14 protein-coding genes are annotated in these 15,763 nt (G+C 71.9%); 7 read left to right on the forward strand and 7 right to left on the reverse strand.

The window, feature by feature from the left end; genetic code table 11:
• The first annotated feature begins 15 nt into the window (after window positions 1-15).
• The 3 genes from ACFYY2_RS18725 to ACFYY2_RS18735 all read left to right on the forward strand — a co-directional run bounded on the left by ACFYY2_RS18725 (window position 16) and on the right by ACFYY2_RS18735 (window position 4,288).
• The gene (locus ACFYY2_RS18725; RefSeq protein WP_388743907.1) at window positions 16-1,503 is read left to right on the forward strand and encodes an MFS transporter; all 1,488 of its coding nucleotides are present in this window, start codon (window positions 16-18) and stop codon (window positions 1,501-1,503) included.
• A gap of 21 nt (window positions 1,504-1,524) precedes the next feature.
• Window positions 1,525-2,952, forward strand: a complete 1,428-nt coding sequence (locus ACFYY2_RS18730) for an alpha/beta fold hydrolase (protein WP_388743910.1) — start codon at window positions 1,525-1,527, stop codon at window positions 2,950-2,952.
• Between the two features lie 133 nt (window positions 2,953-3,085).
• Entirely contained in the window at window positions 3,086-4,288 is a 1,203-nt protein-coding gene (locus ACFYY2_RS18735) for a cytochrome P450 (RefSeq protein ID WP_388743913.1), read from the forward strand.
• A 71-nt stretch (window positions 4,289-4,359) separates the two neighbouring features.
• Here the strand turns inward: ACFYY2_RS18735 and ACFYY2_RS18740 are convergent, their stop codons facing one another.
• From ACFYY2_RS18740 to ACFYY2_RS18750, 3 genes are read right to left on the reverse strand one after another with little or no spacing between them, the layout of a single operon-like run.
• The gene (locus ACFYY2_RS18740; protein WP_388743916.1) at window positions 4,360-4,902 is read right to left on the reverse strand and encodes a VOC family protein; all 543 of its coding nucleotides are present in this window, start codon (window positions 4,900-4,902) and stop codon (window positions 4,360-4,362) included.
• A 52-nt stretch (window positions 4,903-4,954) separates the two neighbouring features.
• Window positions 4,955-5,728, reverse strand: coding sequence for an SDR family oxidoreductase (locus ACFYY2_RS18745; protein WP_327114689.1), 774 nt, complete (start codon window positions 5,726-5,728; stop codon window positions 4,955-4,957).
• Window positions 5,729-5,763: 35 nt separating this feature from the next.
• Window positions 5,764-7,278, reverse strand: coding sequence for an amino acid adenylation domain-containing protein (locus ACFYY2_RS18750; protein WP_388743919.1), 1,515 nt, complete (start codon window positions 7,276-7,278; stop codon window positions 5,764-5,766).
• 243 nt (window positions 7,279-7,521) lie between these two features.
• Here ACFYY2_RS18750 and ACFYY2_RS18755 point away from each other — a divergent pair, with 243 nt between their 5' ends.
• The 4 genes from ACFYY2_RS18755 (at window position 7,522) to ACFYY2_RS18770 (ending at window position 11,035) form a co-directional block, all read left to right on the forward strand.
• Window positions 7,522-8,367 (forward strand): SDR family oxidoreductase, encoded by an 846-nt coding sequence (locus ACFYY2_RS18755; RefSeq protein ID WP_388743922.1) that lies wholly within the window; start codon window positions 7,522-7,524, stop codon window positions 8,365-8,367.
• Between the two features lie 124 nt (window positions 8,368-8,491).
• Window positions 8,492-9,691, forward strand: a complete 1,200-nt coding sequence (locus tag ACFYY2_RS18760) for an NAD(P)/FAD-dependent oxidoreductase (protein WP_388743924.1) — start codon at window positions 8,492-8,494, stop codon at window positions 9,689-9,691.
• A gap of 95 nt (window positions 9,692-9,786) precedes the next feature.
• Window positions 9,787-9,978, forward strand: a complete 192-nt coding sequence (locus tag ACFYY2_RS18765; protein WP_329040577.1) for an acyl carrier protein — start codon at window positions 9,787-9,789, stop codon at window positions 9,976-9,978.
• A 13-nt stretch (window positions 9,979-9,991) separates the two neighbouring features.
• On the forward strand, window positions 9,992-11,035 hold the full coding sequence (locus ACFYY2_RS18770; protein ID WP_388743928.1) for a ketoacyl-ACP synthase III family protein: 1,044 nt from the start codon (window positions 9,992-9,994) through the stop codon (window positions 11,033-11,035).
• Window positions 11,036-11,096: 61 nt separating this feature from the next.
• Here the strand turns inward: ACFYY2_RS18770 and ACFYY2_RS18775 are convergent, their stop codons facing one another.
• The 4 genes from ACFYY2_RS18775 to ACFYY2_RS18790 form a co-directional block, all read right to left on the reverse strand.
• Window positions 11,097-12,203, reverse strand: a complete 1,107-nt coding sequence (locus ACFYY2_RS18775; RefSeq protein ID WP_388743931.1) for a winged helix DNA-binding domain-containing protein — start codon at window positions 12,201-12,203, stop codon at window positions 11,097-11,099.
• A gap of 93 nt (window positions 12,204-12,296) precedes the next feature.
• Window positions 12,297-13,319, reverse strand: a complete 1,023-nt coding sequence (locus tag ACFYY2_RS18780) for a zinc-binding dehydrogenase (RefSeq protein WP_388743933.1) — start codon at window positions 13,317-13,319, stop codon at window positions 12,297-12,299.
• Window positions 13,316-14,560 (reverse strand): cytochrome P450, encoded by a 1,245-nt coding sequence (locus tag ACFYY2_RS18785; protein WP_388743936.1) that lies wholly within the window; start codon window positions 14,558-14,560, stop codon window positions 13,316-13,318. The genes ACFYY2_RS18780 and ACFYY2_RS18785 overlap by 4 nt, the downstream gene beginning before the upstream one ends.
• A 32-nt stretch (window positions 14,561-14,592) precedes the next feature.
• Complete coding sequence (locus ACFYY2_RS18790) at window positions 14,593-15,714, reverse strand: epoxide hydrolase family protein (RefSeq protein WP_388743938.1); 1,122 nt, start codon at window positions 15,712-15,714, stop codon at window positions 14,593-14,595.
• Between the last annotated feature and the right edge of the window lie 49 nt (window positions 15,715-15,763).

A 15,763-nucleotide genomic window follows, 5' to 3' on the forward strand; every position in this document is an offset into this window, starting at 1 on the left:
GCGCAGCGTGCCCGCATGACTGTGACCGATCGGACGCGACAGACGCCCGCCCCGCCCGGCAGGGCCGCCCCCCGGACCGGACTGGTGCTCGTCGCCTGCTGTCTGGGCCAGTTCATGAACGTGCTCGACGCCTCGGTGGTGAACGTGGCGCTGCCCGTCATCGCGGGGGACCTGGACTTCGACCGGCACAACCTGCAGCTCGTCAACAACGCCTACACCGTGGTGGTCTGCGGCTTCCTGCTGCTGGGCGGACGGCTCGCGGACCTGTTCGGCCAGCGCAGGATCTTCCTGTGCGGAGTCGCCTTGTTCACGCTCGCCAGCGCGGTCGGCGGAATGGCCGACGCCCCGGGCACGCTGATCCTCGCCCGCGCCTTCCAGGGCCTCGGAGCCGCCGTCATGGCGCCCGCCACGCTCACCGTGCTCGGCACGACCTTCACCGAACCGGGCGCACGGGCACGGGCCTACGGCTGGTGGAGCGCCGTATCCGGGACGGCCGGGGCGATCGGGGTGCTGGCCGGCGGCGTGATCACCGAGTGGCTCTCCTGGCGGTGGATCTTCCTGATCAACGTCCCCGTCGGGATCGCCCTGCTCGCCGCCGTCCGCTGGGTCGTACCGGAGACCCGGCCGAAGGGCGAGGAGCGTGCCCACCGCAGGCTCGACCTCCCCGGTGCCGTCACGGTCACGCTCGGGCTGATGGGCACCGTGTACGGGGTCTCGGAGTCGCATGTGCACGGCTGGGGTTCCCTGCGGGTGCTCGGACCGCTGCTGGCCGGCGCCGCGCTGCTCGCCGCCTTCCTGGTGATCCAGGCACGGTTCGCCCGGCACCCCCTGGTGCCGCTCAAGATCTTCCGCAACCGTTCCGTGGCCGCCGCCAACCTTGTCGCCTTCTTCGGCATCGCCGCGCTCTTCAGCACCTTCTACTTCTTCACCCTGCTGCTCCAACAGGTGCTCGGCTACAGCCCGCTGGTCACCGGTCTGAGCTATCTGCCCCTGTCCCTGGGCATGGCGCTCGGCGGCTGGGGCATCGCCTCGGTCGTTCCCCGCACCGGACCGCGCCCGGTCCTGCTCGGCGGCCTCGGGCTGTCCGCCGTCGCACTGTTCTGGCTCGCCCGGCTGGACGCGGGCGCCACGTACACCGTGGACGTGCTGGGCCCCGCCGTGCTCCTGGGCCTCGGCATGGGCGCGGTGCTCAACGCCACGACGAACGCCGCCACCGCCGGACTCCCCGCCCATCAGGCCGGGCTCGCCTCCGGGCTGCTCAACACCACCCGGCAGCTCGGCAGCGCGGCCGGTCTGGTGACCCTGGCCGCGCTGTCCGCCGCCCGCGCCGACGCCCGCGTCTCCGCCGGGGCGGACACCACGGACGCCCTCGCCTCCGGCTACGGACTGGCGCTCACCTGGGCGGCCCTGTTCGCCGTGGCCGGACTGGTGGCGGCCCTGTTCGTGCCGGTCCGGGAACGTTCCAGTACCCCTCAAGGCACAGCTACGAGTCTGGCGGCCTGACGAGAACGGAGGTTTGCGGTGGTGAGCGAGTTCCACACACAGCGGCCGGCATGGTCGCCCGCACCGGACGACGACCGGACCGAGCATGCGACGATCGAGGTCCCTCGCGACTACACCGACCCCGGGGGCGAGCGGATCACACTCGCCCTGAGCCGCCGCCGCGCCACCGACCCGGCGCGCCGGCGCGGTGTCCTGCTGGCCGTCAACGGCGGCCCCGGCGGCGACTGGGGGCACGGCCTCGGACTGCCCGGCAAGTTCGCCGGAACCCCCCTGGAGGAGGTCTACGACCTCATCGGCTTCGACCCGCGCGGCACCGCCGGATCGACCCGGCTGTACGCCGAAGTGTCCGTCCCCGCCCAGCCGTTCGACTCCCGGCCGCCGGACACCGTGTTCGCCGGACTGGCCGAGGACATGCGGCTGCGCGAGGAGGCCTGCGCACGGGGCGGCGGGGACCTGCGCCCGCACATCAGCACCCCCAACACCGCCCGGGACATGGACGTGATCCGTGCCGTGCTCGGCGAGGAGCGGATCAGCTTCGTCGGGTACGCGTACGGCGCCTACGTCGGTGCCGTCTACGGCAGCCTCTTCCCGGCCGGCCTGGACCGGCTGGTCCTGGACTCCTGCGTCGGCCCGCAGTGGACGTGGCGCGAGCAGTTCCTCCAGCAGGGCGACGCCGTCCAGCGCAACGTCGACCTGTGGGCCCGCTGGACCGGCGAGCGGCACGCCGGCTTCGCCGTCGGCGCCTCGGCCGAGCAGGTGCTCACCACCGTGGAGGAGGCGGTCGCCGCCCTGGAGTCGCTGCCGCAGGACGCCGTGAGGCTGCGGACCCTGTTCGACGGGGCCGTGGGCAACCGGGCGGCCGACCGCGGCCAGTGGGCCACCCTCGCCGTCCTGGTCGCCGGCGTGCACCGGGCGGCCCGCGAGGGAGACCCGGACGCCTGCCGCGAACTGCTCGCCGAACAGGGCACCTGGCGGCCCGCGGACAGCGAGGGCGACCTGCGCGTCGGCGTCCTGGAGGCCATCACGCTGGAGCACGCCTGGCCGTCCGACCTGGAGGTCTACTACCAGGACATGCGGGAGTTCCGTAAGCGCTTCCCGTACGGCTACGGGGTGCTCCGGGCCTCGCCGTGGGTGGGTGCCTTCCGCACGTTCGAGGCCGCCGAGGAACCGGTGCGGATCACCCGCGACGGCTACGCCGCCGGTCTGATCGTGCAGGCCGACGGCGACCCCATGGACCACTACGACGGCGGTGTGGCCATGGCCGAACTGGTCGGCCACCACCTGCTCACCGTCCAGGACTCGGGAGAGCACGAGGTGTACGTGCTGGGCGGCAACCCGCACGTCGACGCCGTCGTGCACCGCTATCTCGTGGACGGCACCCTGCCGCCCGCACGCTCCTGCGTCCCGGGCCGCACCCCGCGCCCGGACGTCCCGGCGGACGCGGCCTGAGCGGGTCGAGTCCGAAGCAACCCCGTGTCCAGCAGCGCCTTCTACGGTGCCGCGCAACCGTGTCAACTGTGGAGGTGCTGTTGTGTCCGTGACCGAGTACGGGAGCGAGTCAGTGACCGATGAGGACCGGGACATGAAGGTGTTCCCCCTCGCCGGCTCGTCCTACCGCTGCCCCGCCCCGCAGTACGCCGGGCTGCGGGCCGGGCAGCCGGTCGTACGGGTGCGTACCGAGGGCGGCGTGGACGCCTGGCTCGTGACCGCCTACGACGAGGCCCGGGAGGCACTGGCGGATCCCCGGCTGAGCCGGGCCGAGACCGTGAAGCCCGGCGCACCCCGGATCGGCGGGGCGATGACCTCGACGCCCGAAATGATCATTTCCATGGACGGGTCCGAGCACGCCCGGCTGCGCCGGCTCGCGGCCGGGGCGTTCACCGCCCGGCGCATCGAGCAGATGAGGCCGGGCATCCAGCGGATCGCCGACGGGATGCTCGACGGCCTCGCCGCGTCCGGCGGACCGGTCGACCTGGTGGAGCGGTTCACCGTGCCCATGCCGCTGACCGTCATCGGTGAGCTGCTGGGTGTGCCGATGAGGGTCCTGCGGCTGTTCGCCGCCCACGCGCGGGACTTCGTCACCGTCGACGACCAGGGCGAGGACTCGGACTCCGTCAACGGCCTGGCCAAGCTGAACGAGTACATGGTCGAGGTCGTCGCGGAGAAGCGCGAGAACCCCACCCAGGACCTGCTGTCGGATCTGATCACGGCCAGGGACAGCGGGGACCGGCTGAGCGAGACGGAGCTGGTGACCTTCGCCTTCACCCTGATCGGGGCGGGCTTCGACACCACGGCCAACCAGCTCGCCAGCTCCGTCCTGGCGCTCATCGCGCACCACCGCGACCAGTGGAACTGGCTGGCCGAGGACCGCTCCCGGATCCCGAAGGCGGTCGAGGAACTGCTGCGGCACGTCAACCTCTTCTCCACGGACTCGGCCGGCAACCCGCGCATCGCCGTGGAGGACCTGGAGCTCGGCGGGATGAAGATCGCCAAGGGGGACGCCGTGGTGATCGCCATCTCCTCGGCCAACCGTGACGAGAGGGTCTTCCCCGACCCGGACCGCCTCGACCTCGGCCGCTCCCACAACCCGCATCTCTCGTTCGGCCACGGCATGCACCTGTGCCTGGGCAAGCAACTGACCCGGATGGAACTGGAGATCGCCATCGACGGCCTGGTCCGGCGCTTCCCCGACCTCAGGCTCGCCGTGCCCGAGAGCGAGGTCCCCTGGCACCTCGGCGGGATCAACCACGCCCTGGAGACCCTGCCGGTCACCTGGGGAACCTGATCCGGGACCGCAGCAGTCGAGCCCCCGCCCGTCCCAGGGCGGGGGCTCGACTGCTGTGCGGGGGAACGCCGTCAGCCGACGGGCGCGTCCTGCTGCACCTCGGCGGGGTCGGCGCCGGCGATCCAGGCGTCCATGGACGGCTTCATCAGGGTGTTCAGCAGCTCGACCCGGATGCCGCCCAGACCGCGGTGGTAGACCCACATCAGGGTGCCGTCCGCCTCGGTGTCGTTGGAGGCCTCCACCTCGAAGCCGAGTTCCACGAGTGCCGCGGAGGTGGCCTCGATCCGGTCGTTCTCGGCCCAGTAGCCCACGTGATGGGCCCCGTTGCCGCCGTCGGACACCCAGACGGTGCCCGGGATGGCCTCGACGAGTTCGAGCCGCGGCTCCTCCAGCGAGAGCACGAAACGCTGGTCGCCGTGCTGGAGGCCGCCCGGGGTGCGCGCCGTCACCTGGAGCTCCATCACGCTGGTCCAGCGGTAGCCCGCCAGCTCGGTCAGCGTCTTCATCGCCAGGTCCAGGTCCTCCACGACCAGACCGGTGTGGAACAGGGCCTCGGGGCTGAGCACCGGGCCGGGTGCGGGACTGCCGTCCTGCCGGTCCACTGTCTGCGACATCGGTGTGCCGTCCTTTCCTTCTTCGGGTTCGGTTCCGTGGGCCCGGATGCCCTCAGACCTGCTTCGCGCGTACGAGATCGGCGCCGCCGTCCATCGTGAGGATCTGGCCCGTCACCCACGCGCTGCTCGGCGCGGCGAGCAGCGTGATCCACTGCGACACGTCCTCGGGCACGCCCGTCACTCCCAGCGGCACGCTCTTCGCCGCCTGTGCGAAGAGCTCGTCCACCTGCTCGGGGGGCATGCCGTGGCTCTCGTACACCTCGGTGCGCACCCAGCCCGGAGCGACCGCGTTCACCCGGATGCCCTTCGGGGCCAGCTCCAGTGCCCAGGAGCGGGTGAAGGTGTTCACCGCGGCCTTGCTCGCCGCGTACACCGAGGCCATCGGAGTCGGGTTGTGGCCTGCCGGGCTGGTGACGAACACGATGCTGCCGCCCGGCGAACGGAGCGCCGGGAGGAGCCGGTTGGTGAGGATCACGGTGCCGAGCACATTGACGTCGAACAGCTCTCGGGCCGCGTCCGTGTCGATGCTGCCGGCCGCGCCGATGGTGTGGATCCCGGCGTTGTGCACCAGGACGTCGAGGGAGCCGCCCAGCTCGCCGACCGCCTCGGCGACCGCGTCCGCGCCGCTCTGCGTGCTCACATCGGCGCGGACCGGGACGATGGCCGGGTGCAGTGCCGCCACCTCGGCGAGCCGGTCGGCCCGGCGCCCGGTGACGATCACGCCCGCGGCACCCTGCTTGGCGAAGTCGAGAGCGGTGGCCCGGCCGATGCCGGTGGCACCGCCCGTGACCACGACGTACTGGTTGGTGAACGGGTGGTTGGTCATGCTCCGTCCTTTCGGATCGGCTCGGGAGAGGGGGATCAGACGTAGATGGACTTCGACGTCCAGTCGGGGGCGGGCAGCGCCTTGCGGTCCGCCTTGCCGTTCGCCGTGACGGGCAGCTCGGCCAGCGAGACGAAGGCCGCGGGGATCATGTGCTCGGGCACGCGCTCGCGCAGATACGAGCGCAGGGCGCGCCGGTCGAGGGTGCCGGCCTCCGGTACGACCCATGCCACCAGCCGGCGGTCGCCCAGGTGGTTCTCCCGGACGCCGACCGCGGCGCCGCGCACCTGCGGATGGCCGGCGAGGACGCTCTCGAGCTCACCGGGCTCGATACGGAAGCCCCGCAGCTTGAACTGGTCGTCGTTGCGGCCGAGGAACTCGATGACCCCGTCGGGGCGCCGCCTGGCCAGGTCGCCGCTGCGGTAGAACCGCCCGGCCGCACCGTCCCAGGGGGCGGTGACGAAGGCCTTGTCGGTGAGGTCGGGGCGCCGCCAGTACCCCCGGGACACTCCCGCGCCGCCGATCCACAGCTCGCCGGAGACGCCGTCGGGCAGCGGCAGGCCGGAGTCGCCGACGATACGGACGTCGACGTTCTGCAGCGGGGTGCCGATCGGCACGGAGTGGCCGAGGTCCTCGTGTGCGCCGATCCGGTGGCAGACGGCGAACGTGGTGGTCTCCGTCGGCCCGTAGCCGTTGACGATCGCGCAGCCGGGCACCGCGGCCCGCAGTTCGCGGATGTGCGGGACGGAGAGCACGTCGCCGCCGGCCAGCACCGTGTGCAGCCCGCTGAACGCCTTGACGTCCACATCGATCTGCCGGTGGAAGAGCGCGGCCGTCAGCCAGAGCACGGTGATGCCCTCGTCGCGCAGCAGGGCGCCGAGCTCCTCCGCCTGGATCTGCCGCGGCGGGGCGAGCACCAGCCGGGCCCCGTTGAGGAGAGCCCCCCAGATCTCGAACGTGGCGGCGTCGAAGGCGACGGGTGCGAGTTGCAGGATGCGGTCGTCGGCGCCCAGCTCCACGTAGTTGGGGTCCGTCACCAGGTTGGTGATGTTGCGGTGCTCGACCATGACGGCCTTCGGGCGGCCGGTGGATCCCGAGGTGTACATCAGGCAGGCGAGGTCGCCGGGCCGGACCCCGGCGGTCTCCGGCGGCAGGGGCAGGTCCGCCGCGGGACGGGACGGGACCCGCAGGACCGGGATGCCGTACGCCGAGAACCGGCCGGCATCGTCCGGCTCGCACAGGACGGCACGTACCTCCGCGTCCGCGAACACCTCGGCCACCCGTGCGGCCGGGTCGTCGAGGCCGATGGGGACGAACGCCGCGCCGGCCCCCAGCACGCCGAGCAGCGCGGCGACGAGTTCGGGGGAGCGCTCCAGGCAGACCGCGATCCGGTCGCCCGCCGTCGCCCCCGCACGGTCCGTGAGCTCCCGCGACACCTCTCGCGCCCAGCGGTCGAGCCCGGCGTAGGTCAGGTGGTCGTCACCTGCGGAGACCGCCACGGTGCCGGGGGTGTCGGCGGCCCGACGGCGAAACGCTGCGACTACCGATGTCATCGGCCTGTCTCCTCTCGAGGTGCCCGGGGCGGCAGAGTCCGCGAACCGGCTCGAATGCCGGTGGAACCGGCCACGTCCTCGCTCGGGTCGAGGCACGCGCGAGGGCGGCCCTGTTCACTGAATTGCCGGCTCCGCTTAGGGCCCGTCCGGCCCCGTTCCGCCGGACACGCCCGTAGGGCCGACGGTCTCTCCGTCAGCCACCCCACCATCCGGGCCGGTACCGCACTCGACGGGAGTACCACCGTGACCATTCTCGTAACCGGGGCACGCGGCAACGTCGGCCGCCGCGTCCTCGACCGCCTGCACGCCGCGGGCCACACCCTGCGCGCATCCGGCCGCGCACCCGGGGAGTTGAGCGTTCCGGCCGGAGTGGACACCGTCCGGCTGGACCTGAACGAGCCGGACACCTTCGACGCCGCCCTCGACGGCGTGGAGAAGGTGTTCCTGTACGCCGAGTCCGAAGGCGCCAAGGACCTCTTCGCCGCCGCGGCCGGGGCAGGGGTCCGGCACGTCGTCCTGCTGTCCTCGTCCACGGTCGGCGGCCCCGACGCCGAGACTGACGCCCTGGCCCTGCTCCACGCGGCCGTCGAGGACGCGCTCGCCGAGTCGGCGCTGCCGGGCACCGTGCTGCGGCCGGGCGCCTTCGACAGCAACGCGTTCGGGTGGAGCGACGCCATCCGCAGGGGACAGCCCGTCGAACTGCCGTACACGCACGCCCACACCGCGCCCGTCCACGAGGGCGACATCGCCGACGTCGCCGCGGCCGCCCTGGCCGACGAGACGCTCGTGGGCCGGACCCTCACCCTCTCCGGACCGCAGTCGCTGACCTTCCGCGAGCAGCTCGGCATCCTCGGGGAACTCCTCGGACGCGAGATCCCGGTGCGCGAACTCACCCGGGACCAGGCGGTCGAGCAGATGGGCCGGTTCGTCCCCGCGCCGATCCTCGCCTCGCTCCTCGGCCAGTGGGCCGCGGGGGTCGGGCGGCCTGCCGCGACCCCGGACACCGTGGAACGCATCACCGGACGGCCGGCGCGGACCTTCCGCCAGTGGGCCGGGGAGAACCTCGGCGCGTTCGCCGCCCAGGACTGATCGAGCGGGTCTCAAGAAGGGACTGCGAAGGTGCCCTCAGATTGCTCCTAAGCCGGTGGGCCGGGCGTCGTCCGCCCGGCCCACCGTCGAACCGAGGGGCAGGTCCGTGACTTGGAGGTCCGGAATGTACGACGTCATCGTGGTGGGGGCTCGCGTCGCGGGTGCCGCCTCCGCTCTGCTCCTGGCGCGGGCGGGCCATCGGGTGCTGCTCGTCGACCGGGCGCGGTTCCCCAGTGACACGCTCTCCACGCACTACATCCACCAGCCCGGTATCGCGCGCCTCGCCCGCTGGGGGGTGCTGGACGCGGTCCGCGCAACCGGCTGCCCGGCGCTGGACAGGACCGTCTACCAGGTCGAGGACGTCCGGCTGGACGGCGGCACCGTCCCGCACGAGGGACAGTCGGCCGCGTACGCACCGCGCCGGTACCTGCTGGATCAGATCCTGGTCGACGCGGCCGTGGCCGCCGGTGCGGAGTTCCGGGACGGCTGCTCCGTGTCCGGTCTCGTCTTCGACGGGGACCGCGTCGTCGGGGTCAAGTGCCGCTCGGCGGAGGGCAAGCCGGTCGAGGAGCGGGCACGCCTCGTGGTGGGTGCGGACGGGATGCGGTCGGCGGTGGCCAAGGCCGTCGACGCCCCGTACACGGTCCAGGACCCGCTGATGTCCTGCATCTACTTCAGCTACTGGCAGGGCATCACGTCCCAGTTCGAGCTGTACGAGCGCCCCGGCCGCTGGATCGGCGCGATACCGACCAACGACGACGCCACCCTGATCGCCGCCTACTTCCCGCAGGCGGAGTTCGACACGGTGCGCGGCGAAGCGCTGGAGCACTACCTGGAGAACATCCGCACCACCGCGCCGGACCTGTACGCGCGGGCGATGGACGGCGGCGAACGCGTCGAACGGCTGCGCGGCACGGGGGACCAGCAGAACTTCTTCCGCACCCCGGCCGGCCCCGGCTGGGCGCTCGTCGGTGACGCCGCACACCACAAGGACTCGATCACCGCGCGCGGCATCAGCGACGCCTTCCTGCAGGCCGATCTGCTGGCCGCGTCGGTCGGCGGCGTACTCGATGACCCGGCGCGGCTCGCCGAAGGGCTGCGGAAGTACGGGGAGGAGCTCCAGGACGAGCTCTTCGAGGGCTACCGCAACACCCTGTTCGTGAGCCGTCTGGAGGTCACACCCGACCGGATGGCGATGCTCCGCATGGTCAGCGGATCCCAGGACCTGACGGAGCGCTACTTCGCGGTGGCCGCCGGCGGCATGTCCGTCGACGAGCTGTACGACGAGGAACTGCACAGCCGGCTCGAGACCGAAGCGGCATGACGCCGACCGCGCCCCCGGACCGGGGCCGCCCACCGACGCAGAGGACAACGGAGGCACCAGTGACCGCAACGGAGTGGGAGAGGGAGCTTTGCCTGATGTTCGGCGAAGTTCTCGGCATGCCGGACGTCGATGTGGAGGACAGCTTCTTCGACCTGGGCGGGCACTCCCTCCTGGCGTCCAAACTGACCCGGCGCGTCCAGGAGGCGTTCGGGATCAAGATCCCGGTACGCCGCATCTACCAGGCGCCCACCCCCGCGACTCTCGCGGCGTACCTCTACGCGTCCTGAAGGAGAGACTGACATGCGCTGGAACAACCTCTATGTCGCCGGTGTGGGTGCGTACCTGCCCGAGCGGATCGAGACCGCCGAGGAGGCGATCGCCGCGGGCAGTTACACGGAGCAGAAGCGTTCGCTGAACGGCTTCCGCTCGGTCCACGTGGCCGCCGACAACGAGACCGGCCCCACGATGGCGGCGATCGCGGGGCGCCAAGCGGTGGCCAGGTCCGGACACGAGCACGACGAGTTCGGTCTGGTCCTGCACAGCTACATCGGACACCAGGGGCTCGACTTCTGGACCCCCGCGAGCTTCGTGCAGCGCGAGACGGTCGGCGGCACGGGCCCGGCATTCGAGATCAAGCAGGGCTGCAACGGCATGCTGGCGGCCTTCGAGGTCGCCTCCTCGTACGTGACCTCCCGCCCCGACGTCACCGCGGCGCTCATCACGGGCGGCGACGCCTTCCGGATGCCCTACATCGACCGCTGGGGGTCGGACGAGCAGAACGTCGACGGCGACGGCGCCGCGGCCCTCGTCCTGTCCAGCCGCGGCGGGTTCGCCCGCGTCCGCGCCACGTACTCGCACGCGGACCCCTCGCTGGAGCCGATGGGCCGCAGCGGGGCCGGCTGGACGGACGCGCCGTTCTCCGGCGGAGCCCCGGTCGGGGTCAGCGAGCGCAAGTCGGACTACCTGCTCGCCGAGGACATGGACTTCGACGACGCCATCGAGAAGATCTCCGCCAGCGTGCAGCTCTCGATGAAGCAGGCCCTCCACGAGGCCGAGGTGGAGCTGCCCGACGTGCGGTACTTCCTCCACCAGAACCTCGCCCTGTCGATCGTGACCCACGGGCTCTACGGCCTGCTGGGCGTCGACCGGGAGCGGACGACGCACGAGTGGGGCCTGGGCACCGGCATGGTCGGCACCGCCGACCCCGTGCTCGGACTGAACCGGGTCATGGAGAGCGGCGAGACGAAGCCCGGGGACCTGGTGGTCCTCCAGGCGGCCGGCGCGGGATACGTGTGGACGACGACGGTGCTGGAGATCCTCGACACCCCGGACTGGTCGAACTGACCGCGTACGACGGCGGGGGAGAGACCGGGCCCTCCGGTCTCTCCCCCGCCGTCGTACGCGGTCAGTCGAAGCGGAGGCCGCGCGTCGTCGCGGAGGCCGCCGCGAAGGCGAGCAGGCCGCTCCCCTCCTCGGCGACGGCGTCGCGGTCCTTCCTGCCCAGCGCGCCGAACGGCTCGATCACGAGGGTCGCCTCCTTGCGAGCCTGCTCGATCCGCCACAGCCCGCGTACGAAACCGTCCACGAGGAACGTCGACTTGATCAGGCCGTTACGGGTGAAGACCAGCTTGCGCTGCTCGTCCGTGAGGATGCGGCTGCGGTCGGCGTGCGACAGCAGGATGTTGTCGAACTCCGGCAGGAAGCGGACCGGCACGGGCATCCCCGGGTCGGGCAGGGGAGCGTCGGCGAGGTCGAGGAGCTCCAGCCCGTTCTCGTCGCGGAAGGTGCGCAGCCGGGGCCTGAGCCGGTTCACCGAGTCGGCCAGCCGGGTCATTCCGGACCAGGTCTGGATGTCCTTGACGGTGGCGGGCCCGAAGGCCGCGAGATAGCGCTCGACCATCGCGTCGGGCGAGGTGCTCCGCGCGAGTGCCCCGCCGAGCCAGGACTCCGCCGTCGTGTGCACGGCCTGACCGCTCTCGCCCCACAGTCCGCGCGGCGGCACCTGCACCAGCGGCACCAGATTGCGTACGGCATTGGCCAGGGCGAACGGATCCCGGTCCGGCCAGCGTTCGGCGAGCAGGGTGCCGAGACCGCCCAGCGTGAGCGGCTCCTTCTCGACCAGCTCACGTCCCAGCGCCACCACGTCCGCGGTGTCGAGCCCCGCCAGCTTCCGGCCGAAGGTGCCCTTCAGTCCCTGCTCCAGGGAGCCCTGGAGCACCGGCCGGAGCGCCAGGCAGTCCTGTGCCGTGACCAGGTGGATCGTGCCCCGCATCAGCACCAGCCGGACCACCTCGCGGTCCCTGACCCGGTCCGCCAGGTCCTCGGCACGGAACCCGGCCAGCCGGGTCCACAGCCCGATGTAGGGCGGGTTGGGCGCCTGGGCCTGCATCCCCACCAGGTGTCCGACCGCCTGTACGGCCGGCATGCCGGCGCGCTCCAGCAGCAGCTGCCGGGCCAGCAGGCTCCGGTTGAGCGCCCGTCGGTCCAGCACGTTCGGGTCTCCTGTCACCATGACCGGATCCTTTCCTCGTATCCATGAAAAGACGGTGGTGCCCCGGGACACGCGGACCCCGGGGCACCACCGCAGCACGAAAGACCGCCGGTCTCAGCTCATCCTGACCAGGACCGTGCCGCTGTACTTCCGGCCGAGCAGCGCCACGAACGCCTCCGGCAGCTCCGCGACCCCGCCCTCGACGACCGTGTGCGGGAAGACGATGCGCTCCTCGCGCAGCCAGGTGCTGAACTGGGCGTTCCAGCCCTCGATCTGGTCGGGCGTGTGCAGCGTCGCGAAGCCGCGCAGCGTCAGGTCCTTGGTGATGGCGGACATCAGGGGCAGCCGGGGACTGCCGCCGTCACCCGCGCCGTGCTGCCCGGACAGGGCACCGCACAGCGCGAACCGCGCCCCGCGGGCCGCGACCTGGACCGCGGCCTCGAACTGCTCGCCGCCCACGTTGTCGAAGACCACGTCGAGGCCGTCGGGCGCCAGTCCGGCGAGCTGCTCGGCCACCGGCCCCTCGTGGTAGTCGAACGCGGCGTCGAAGCCGAGCTCCTCGACCAGGAAGTCGATCTTCTCCTTGGACCCGGTGCTGCCGATGACGCGCTTGGCGCCCCGCAGCTTCGCTATCTGCCCGGCCAGCGCGCCGACACCGTTGGTGGCTCCCGACACGAACACGGTGTCGCCCTCGGCCACCGCCGCCGTACCGACCATGCCGTGCCAGGCCGTCGGTCCCTGGGACAGGAAGTACTCCGGGCCGGGCAGGAGGGAGCGGTCACGCTTGAAGAACCCGTGGGCGTTGCCGACCGCGTATTCGCGCCAGCCGGAGAAGTGCTCCACGAGATCGCCGACGGCGAGGGTGTCGCTGTTGGACGCGACCACCGTGCCGACGGTGCGGCCCCACATCGCGACGCCCGGCTGGAAGACCGGGATCGGCAGCTTCGTGCCGGGGTTCATCTGGTCGCGGGCCACCGAGCCGAGCGTCATCCAGTCGTTGCGTACGACGACCTCGCCGTCAGCGGGCGCGGCCAGCTCGGTCTCGCCGAACTCGAAGTGCTCCAGGGTGACGTCGTCGACCGGGTAGGCCGCAAGGCGGACCTCCCGGCTGACGGCGGGAAGTTCGACGCTGCTCATGTGGTGCTCCTTCTCAGGTGGACGGGGAGGCTGACCAGGTTGTGGTTCACATCGCCGGCCCTCCAGAGCAGCTCGCTCTCCGGCACGGCCAGCCGCGCGTCGGGGTAGCGGCCGGTCAGTTCCTCCAGGGCGACGGCGAGCTCCACCCGGGCCAGCGGCGCCCCCAGGCAGTGGTGGATGCCGTACCCGAACGCGAGGTGGGGGTTGACGGTCCGGCCGAAGTCGGCGGTGTCGGGGTCGGCGAACACCGACCCGTCACGGTTGGCGGAGGCGAAGGAGAGGAACACGGCGTCCCCGGCGGGGATGACCGCGCCGCCGATCTCCACGTCCTCCGTGGCGATCCGCGGCAGCCCCGAGGTGTCGTTGCCGGTCAGGTTGACCGTACGCAGGAGCTCCTCCAGCGCCGCCGGTACGTCCTCCGGGTGATCGCCGAGCCGACGCCAGACGTCGGTGTGGCGGTCGAGCAGCGTCAGGGCGAAGTTGGAGATCTGGCCGGCCGCCGAGTCGAAACCGCCGCCCAGCAGCGTGTAGCCGAGCCCGACCAGCTCCTCGAAGCCGAGCCGGTCCTCGCCGTCACGGGCGGTGATCAGGGCGGAGAGCACGTCGTCGGCGGGCTCCGCCTGCTTGCCGGCCACCAGTCCGGCGATATAGGCACCGAGGTTCTCGCGGCCCTCGACGGCCAGCTCCTCGGGACCCGACACATCGGCGAACTGCCTTACCCACGTGAGGAACTGGTCCCTGTCCTGCTCCGGGACACCCAGCAGCTCACAGATGACGGCCATGGCCAGCGGAGCGGCGAAGCCCTCGACCAGATCCACCGGACCGCCGTCCGACTCCTTGTCCAGCGCGTCCAGGAGCCGGCCCGCCAGCTCCCGCACCCGGGGCCGCATCCCCTGGATCCGGGCCGGCGAGAACGCCTGCTCGGCCAGGACGCGCAGCCTGGTGTGGTCCGGCGGGTCGAGCGAGATGATCATTCCCGGCGGGGCCTGGAACAGCCCGCTGAAGGTGGGGGCGTCCGGCGCGTACGAGGCGGCGCGGCTGAAACGCGTGTCGTCCAGTACCGACCTGATGTCCTCGTGGCGGGTCACCAGCCAGGCATGACCGCCTCCGCTCCACCGCACCCGCGCGACGGGCCGCTCCGCGCGCAACTGCGTGAAGATCGGGTCGGGGCCCCGGTAACTCGTACCCGGGAACGGGAATTCGGGCAGGTCTTCACTCACCCCGGTCGTTCGGGCGGTCATGGGCAGTGCCTCCAGACGGAAGGTCTCGGGTCTCAGGTCAGCGTGCGGAAGAAGGAGCGCAGCTCCTCGACGATCAGCTCCGGCTGCTCCAGGGCGGGGAAGTGCCCGCCCTGCTCGTGGTCGGTCCACCGCCGCAGATCGGTGAAGCGGTGCGCGCACCAGGCGCGCGGCATCCGGCCGTCCTTGGGGAAGACCGAGCAGGCCGTGGGCACGTCGACCCGGCCGAGCGCCATCTTGTTGTGGCTCTCCCAGTAGATCCGGGCGGACGAGGTGCCGGTGCCGGCCAGCCAGGCGAGCGTCACGGCGTCCAGCAGCCGGTCGCGGGGGATGACCTTCTCGACGTCGCCGTCGTGGTCGCTCCAGGCCCAGTACTTCTCGATCATCCAGGCCAGCTGGCCGACGGGCGAGTCGGAGAGCCCGTACCCGAGGGTCTGCGGACGGGTGGCCTGCAGCACGGAGTACGCACCCTCGTGCTGCTGGAACTCCCTGAGCGCGGCCAGGCCGGCCAGATCCCGCTCGTCCAGCTCCACCTGTTCCTGCGGCGGCCGGGCGAAGGGCATCGCCAGGTGGATGCCCACCAGGTGCTCCGCGTCGCTCTCGCCCAGGATCCCGGTCAGGAAGGAGCCCCAGTCGGTGCCGTGCGCCGCGTACCGCTCGTATCCGAGCCGGTGCATCAGCTCGGCCCAGGCGGCCGCGGTGCGCTCCACCGTCCAGCCCGTCTCGTCCGGCTTGTCGCTGAAGCCGAAGCCGGGCAGCGACGGGCAGACCACGTGGAAGGCGTCCGCGGGGTCCTCGGGGTCCGTCAACGGGCCGATGACGTCCAGGAATTCGACCACGGATCCGGGCCAGCCGTGGCTGAGCAGCAGCGGCTTCGCCTGCGGGTGGCGCGAGCGCACGTGCAGGAAGTGGATGCCGAGACCGTCGATCTCGGTGCGGAACTGCGGCAGCGCGTTCAGCCGCGCCTCGGCCGCCCGCCAGTCGTACGTACTCCGCCAGTACTCGGCGAGCTCCTGGAGGTAGGCCAGCGGCACACCCTGCGACCAGTCACCGACCGTCTCCTTGTCGGGCCACCGGGTCCGGGCCAGCCGCTCGCCGAGGTCGGCGAGATCCGCGTCGGGGAACCCGACGCGGAAAGGCGTGAGTGCCGTGCTCATACGTCTTCCTCCTTGACCGCCGCCGGGGTGTGGTGCCACGGCACGCTAC

It is taken from the genome of Streptomyces sp. NPDC001822 (genome assembly GCF_042892135.1).
Classification (GTDB): domain Bacteria; phylum Actinomycetota; class Actinomycetes; order Streptomycetales; family Streptomycetaceae; genus Streptomyces.

What these genes read in the sequence shown, in the direction of transcription:
- ACFYY2_RS18725 (WP_388743907.1), top strand. Translation starts at nt 16, where the DNA reads ATGACTGTGACCGATCGGACGCGACAGACGCCCGCCCCGCCCGGCAGG.
- ACFYY2_RS18735 (WP_388743913.1), top strand. Translation starts at nt 3,086, where the DNA reads ATGAAGGTGTTCCCCCTCGCCGGCTCGTCCTACCGCTGCCCCGCCCCG.
- ACFYY2_RS18740 (WP_388743916.1), bottom strand. Translation starts at nt 4,902, where the DNA reads ATGTCGCAGACAGTGGACCGGCAGGACGGCAGTCCCGCACCCGGCCCG.
- ACFYY2_RS18745 (WP_327114689.1), bottom strand. Translation starts at nt 5,728, where the DNA reads ATGACCAACCACCCGTTCACCAACCAGTACGTCGTGGTCACGGGCGGT.
- ACFYY2_RS18750 (WP_388743919.1), bottom strand. Translation starts at nt 7,278, where the DNA reads ATGACATCGGTAGTCGCAGCGTTTCGCCGTCGGGCCGCCGACACCCCC.
- ACFYY2_RS18760 (WP_388743924.1), top strand. Translation starts at nt 8,492, where the DNA reads ATGTACGACGTCATCGTGGTGGGGGCTCGCGTCGCGGGTGCCGCCTCC.
- ACFYY2_RS18765 (WP_329040577.1), top strand. Translation starts at nt 9,787, where the DNA reads ATGTTCGGCGAAGTTCTCGGCATGCCGGACGTCGATGTGGAGGACAGC.
- ACFYY2_RS18770 (WP_388743928.1), top strand. Translation starts at nt 9,992, where the DNA reads ATGCGCTGGAACAACCTCTATGTCGCCGGTGTGGGTGCGTACCTGCCC.
- ACFYY2_RS18775 (WP_388743931.1), bottom strand. Translation starts at nt 12,203, where the DNA reads ATGGTGACAGGAGACCCGAACGTGCTGGACCGACGGGCGCTCAACCGG.
- ACFYY2_RS18780 (WP_388743933.1), bottom strand. Translation starts at nt 13,319, where the DNA reads ATGAGCAGCGTCGAACTTCCCGCCGTCAGCCGGGAGGTCCGCCTTGCG.
- ACFYY2_RS18785 (WP_388743936.1), bottom strand. Translation starts at nt 14,560, where the DNA reads ATGACCGCCCGAACGACCGGGGTGAGTGAAGACCTGCCCGAATTCCCG.
- ACFYY2_RS18790 (WP_388743938.1), bottom strand. Translation starts at nt 15,714, where the DNA reads ATGAGCACGGCACTCACGCCTTTCCGCGTCGGGTTCCCCGACGCGGAT.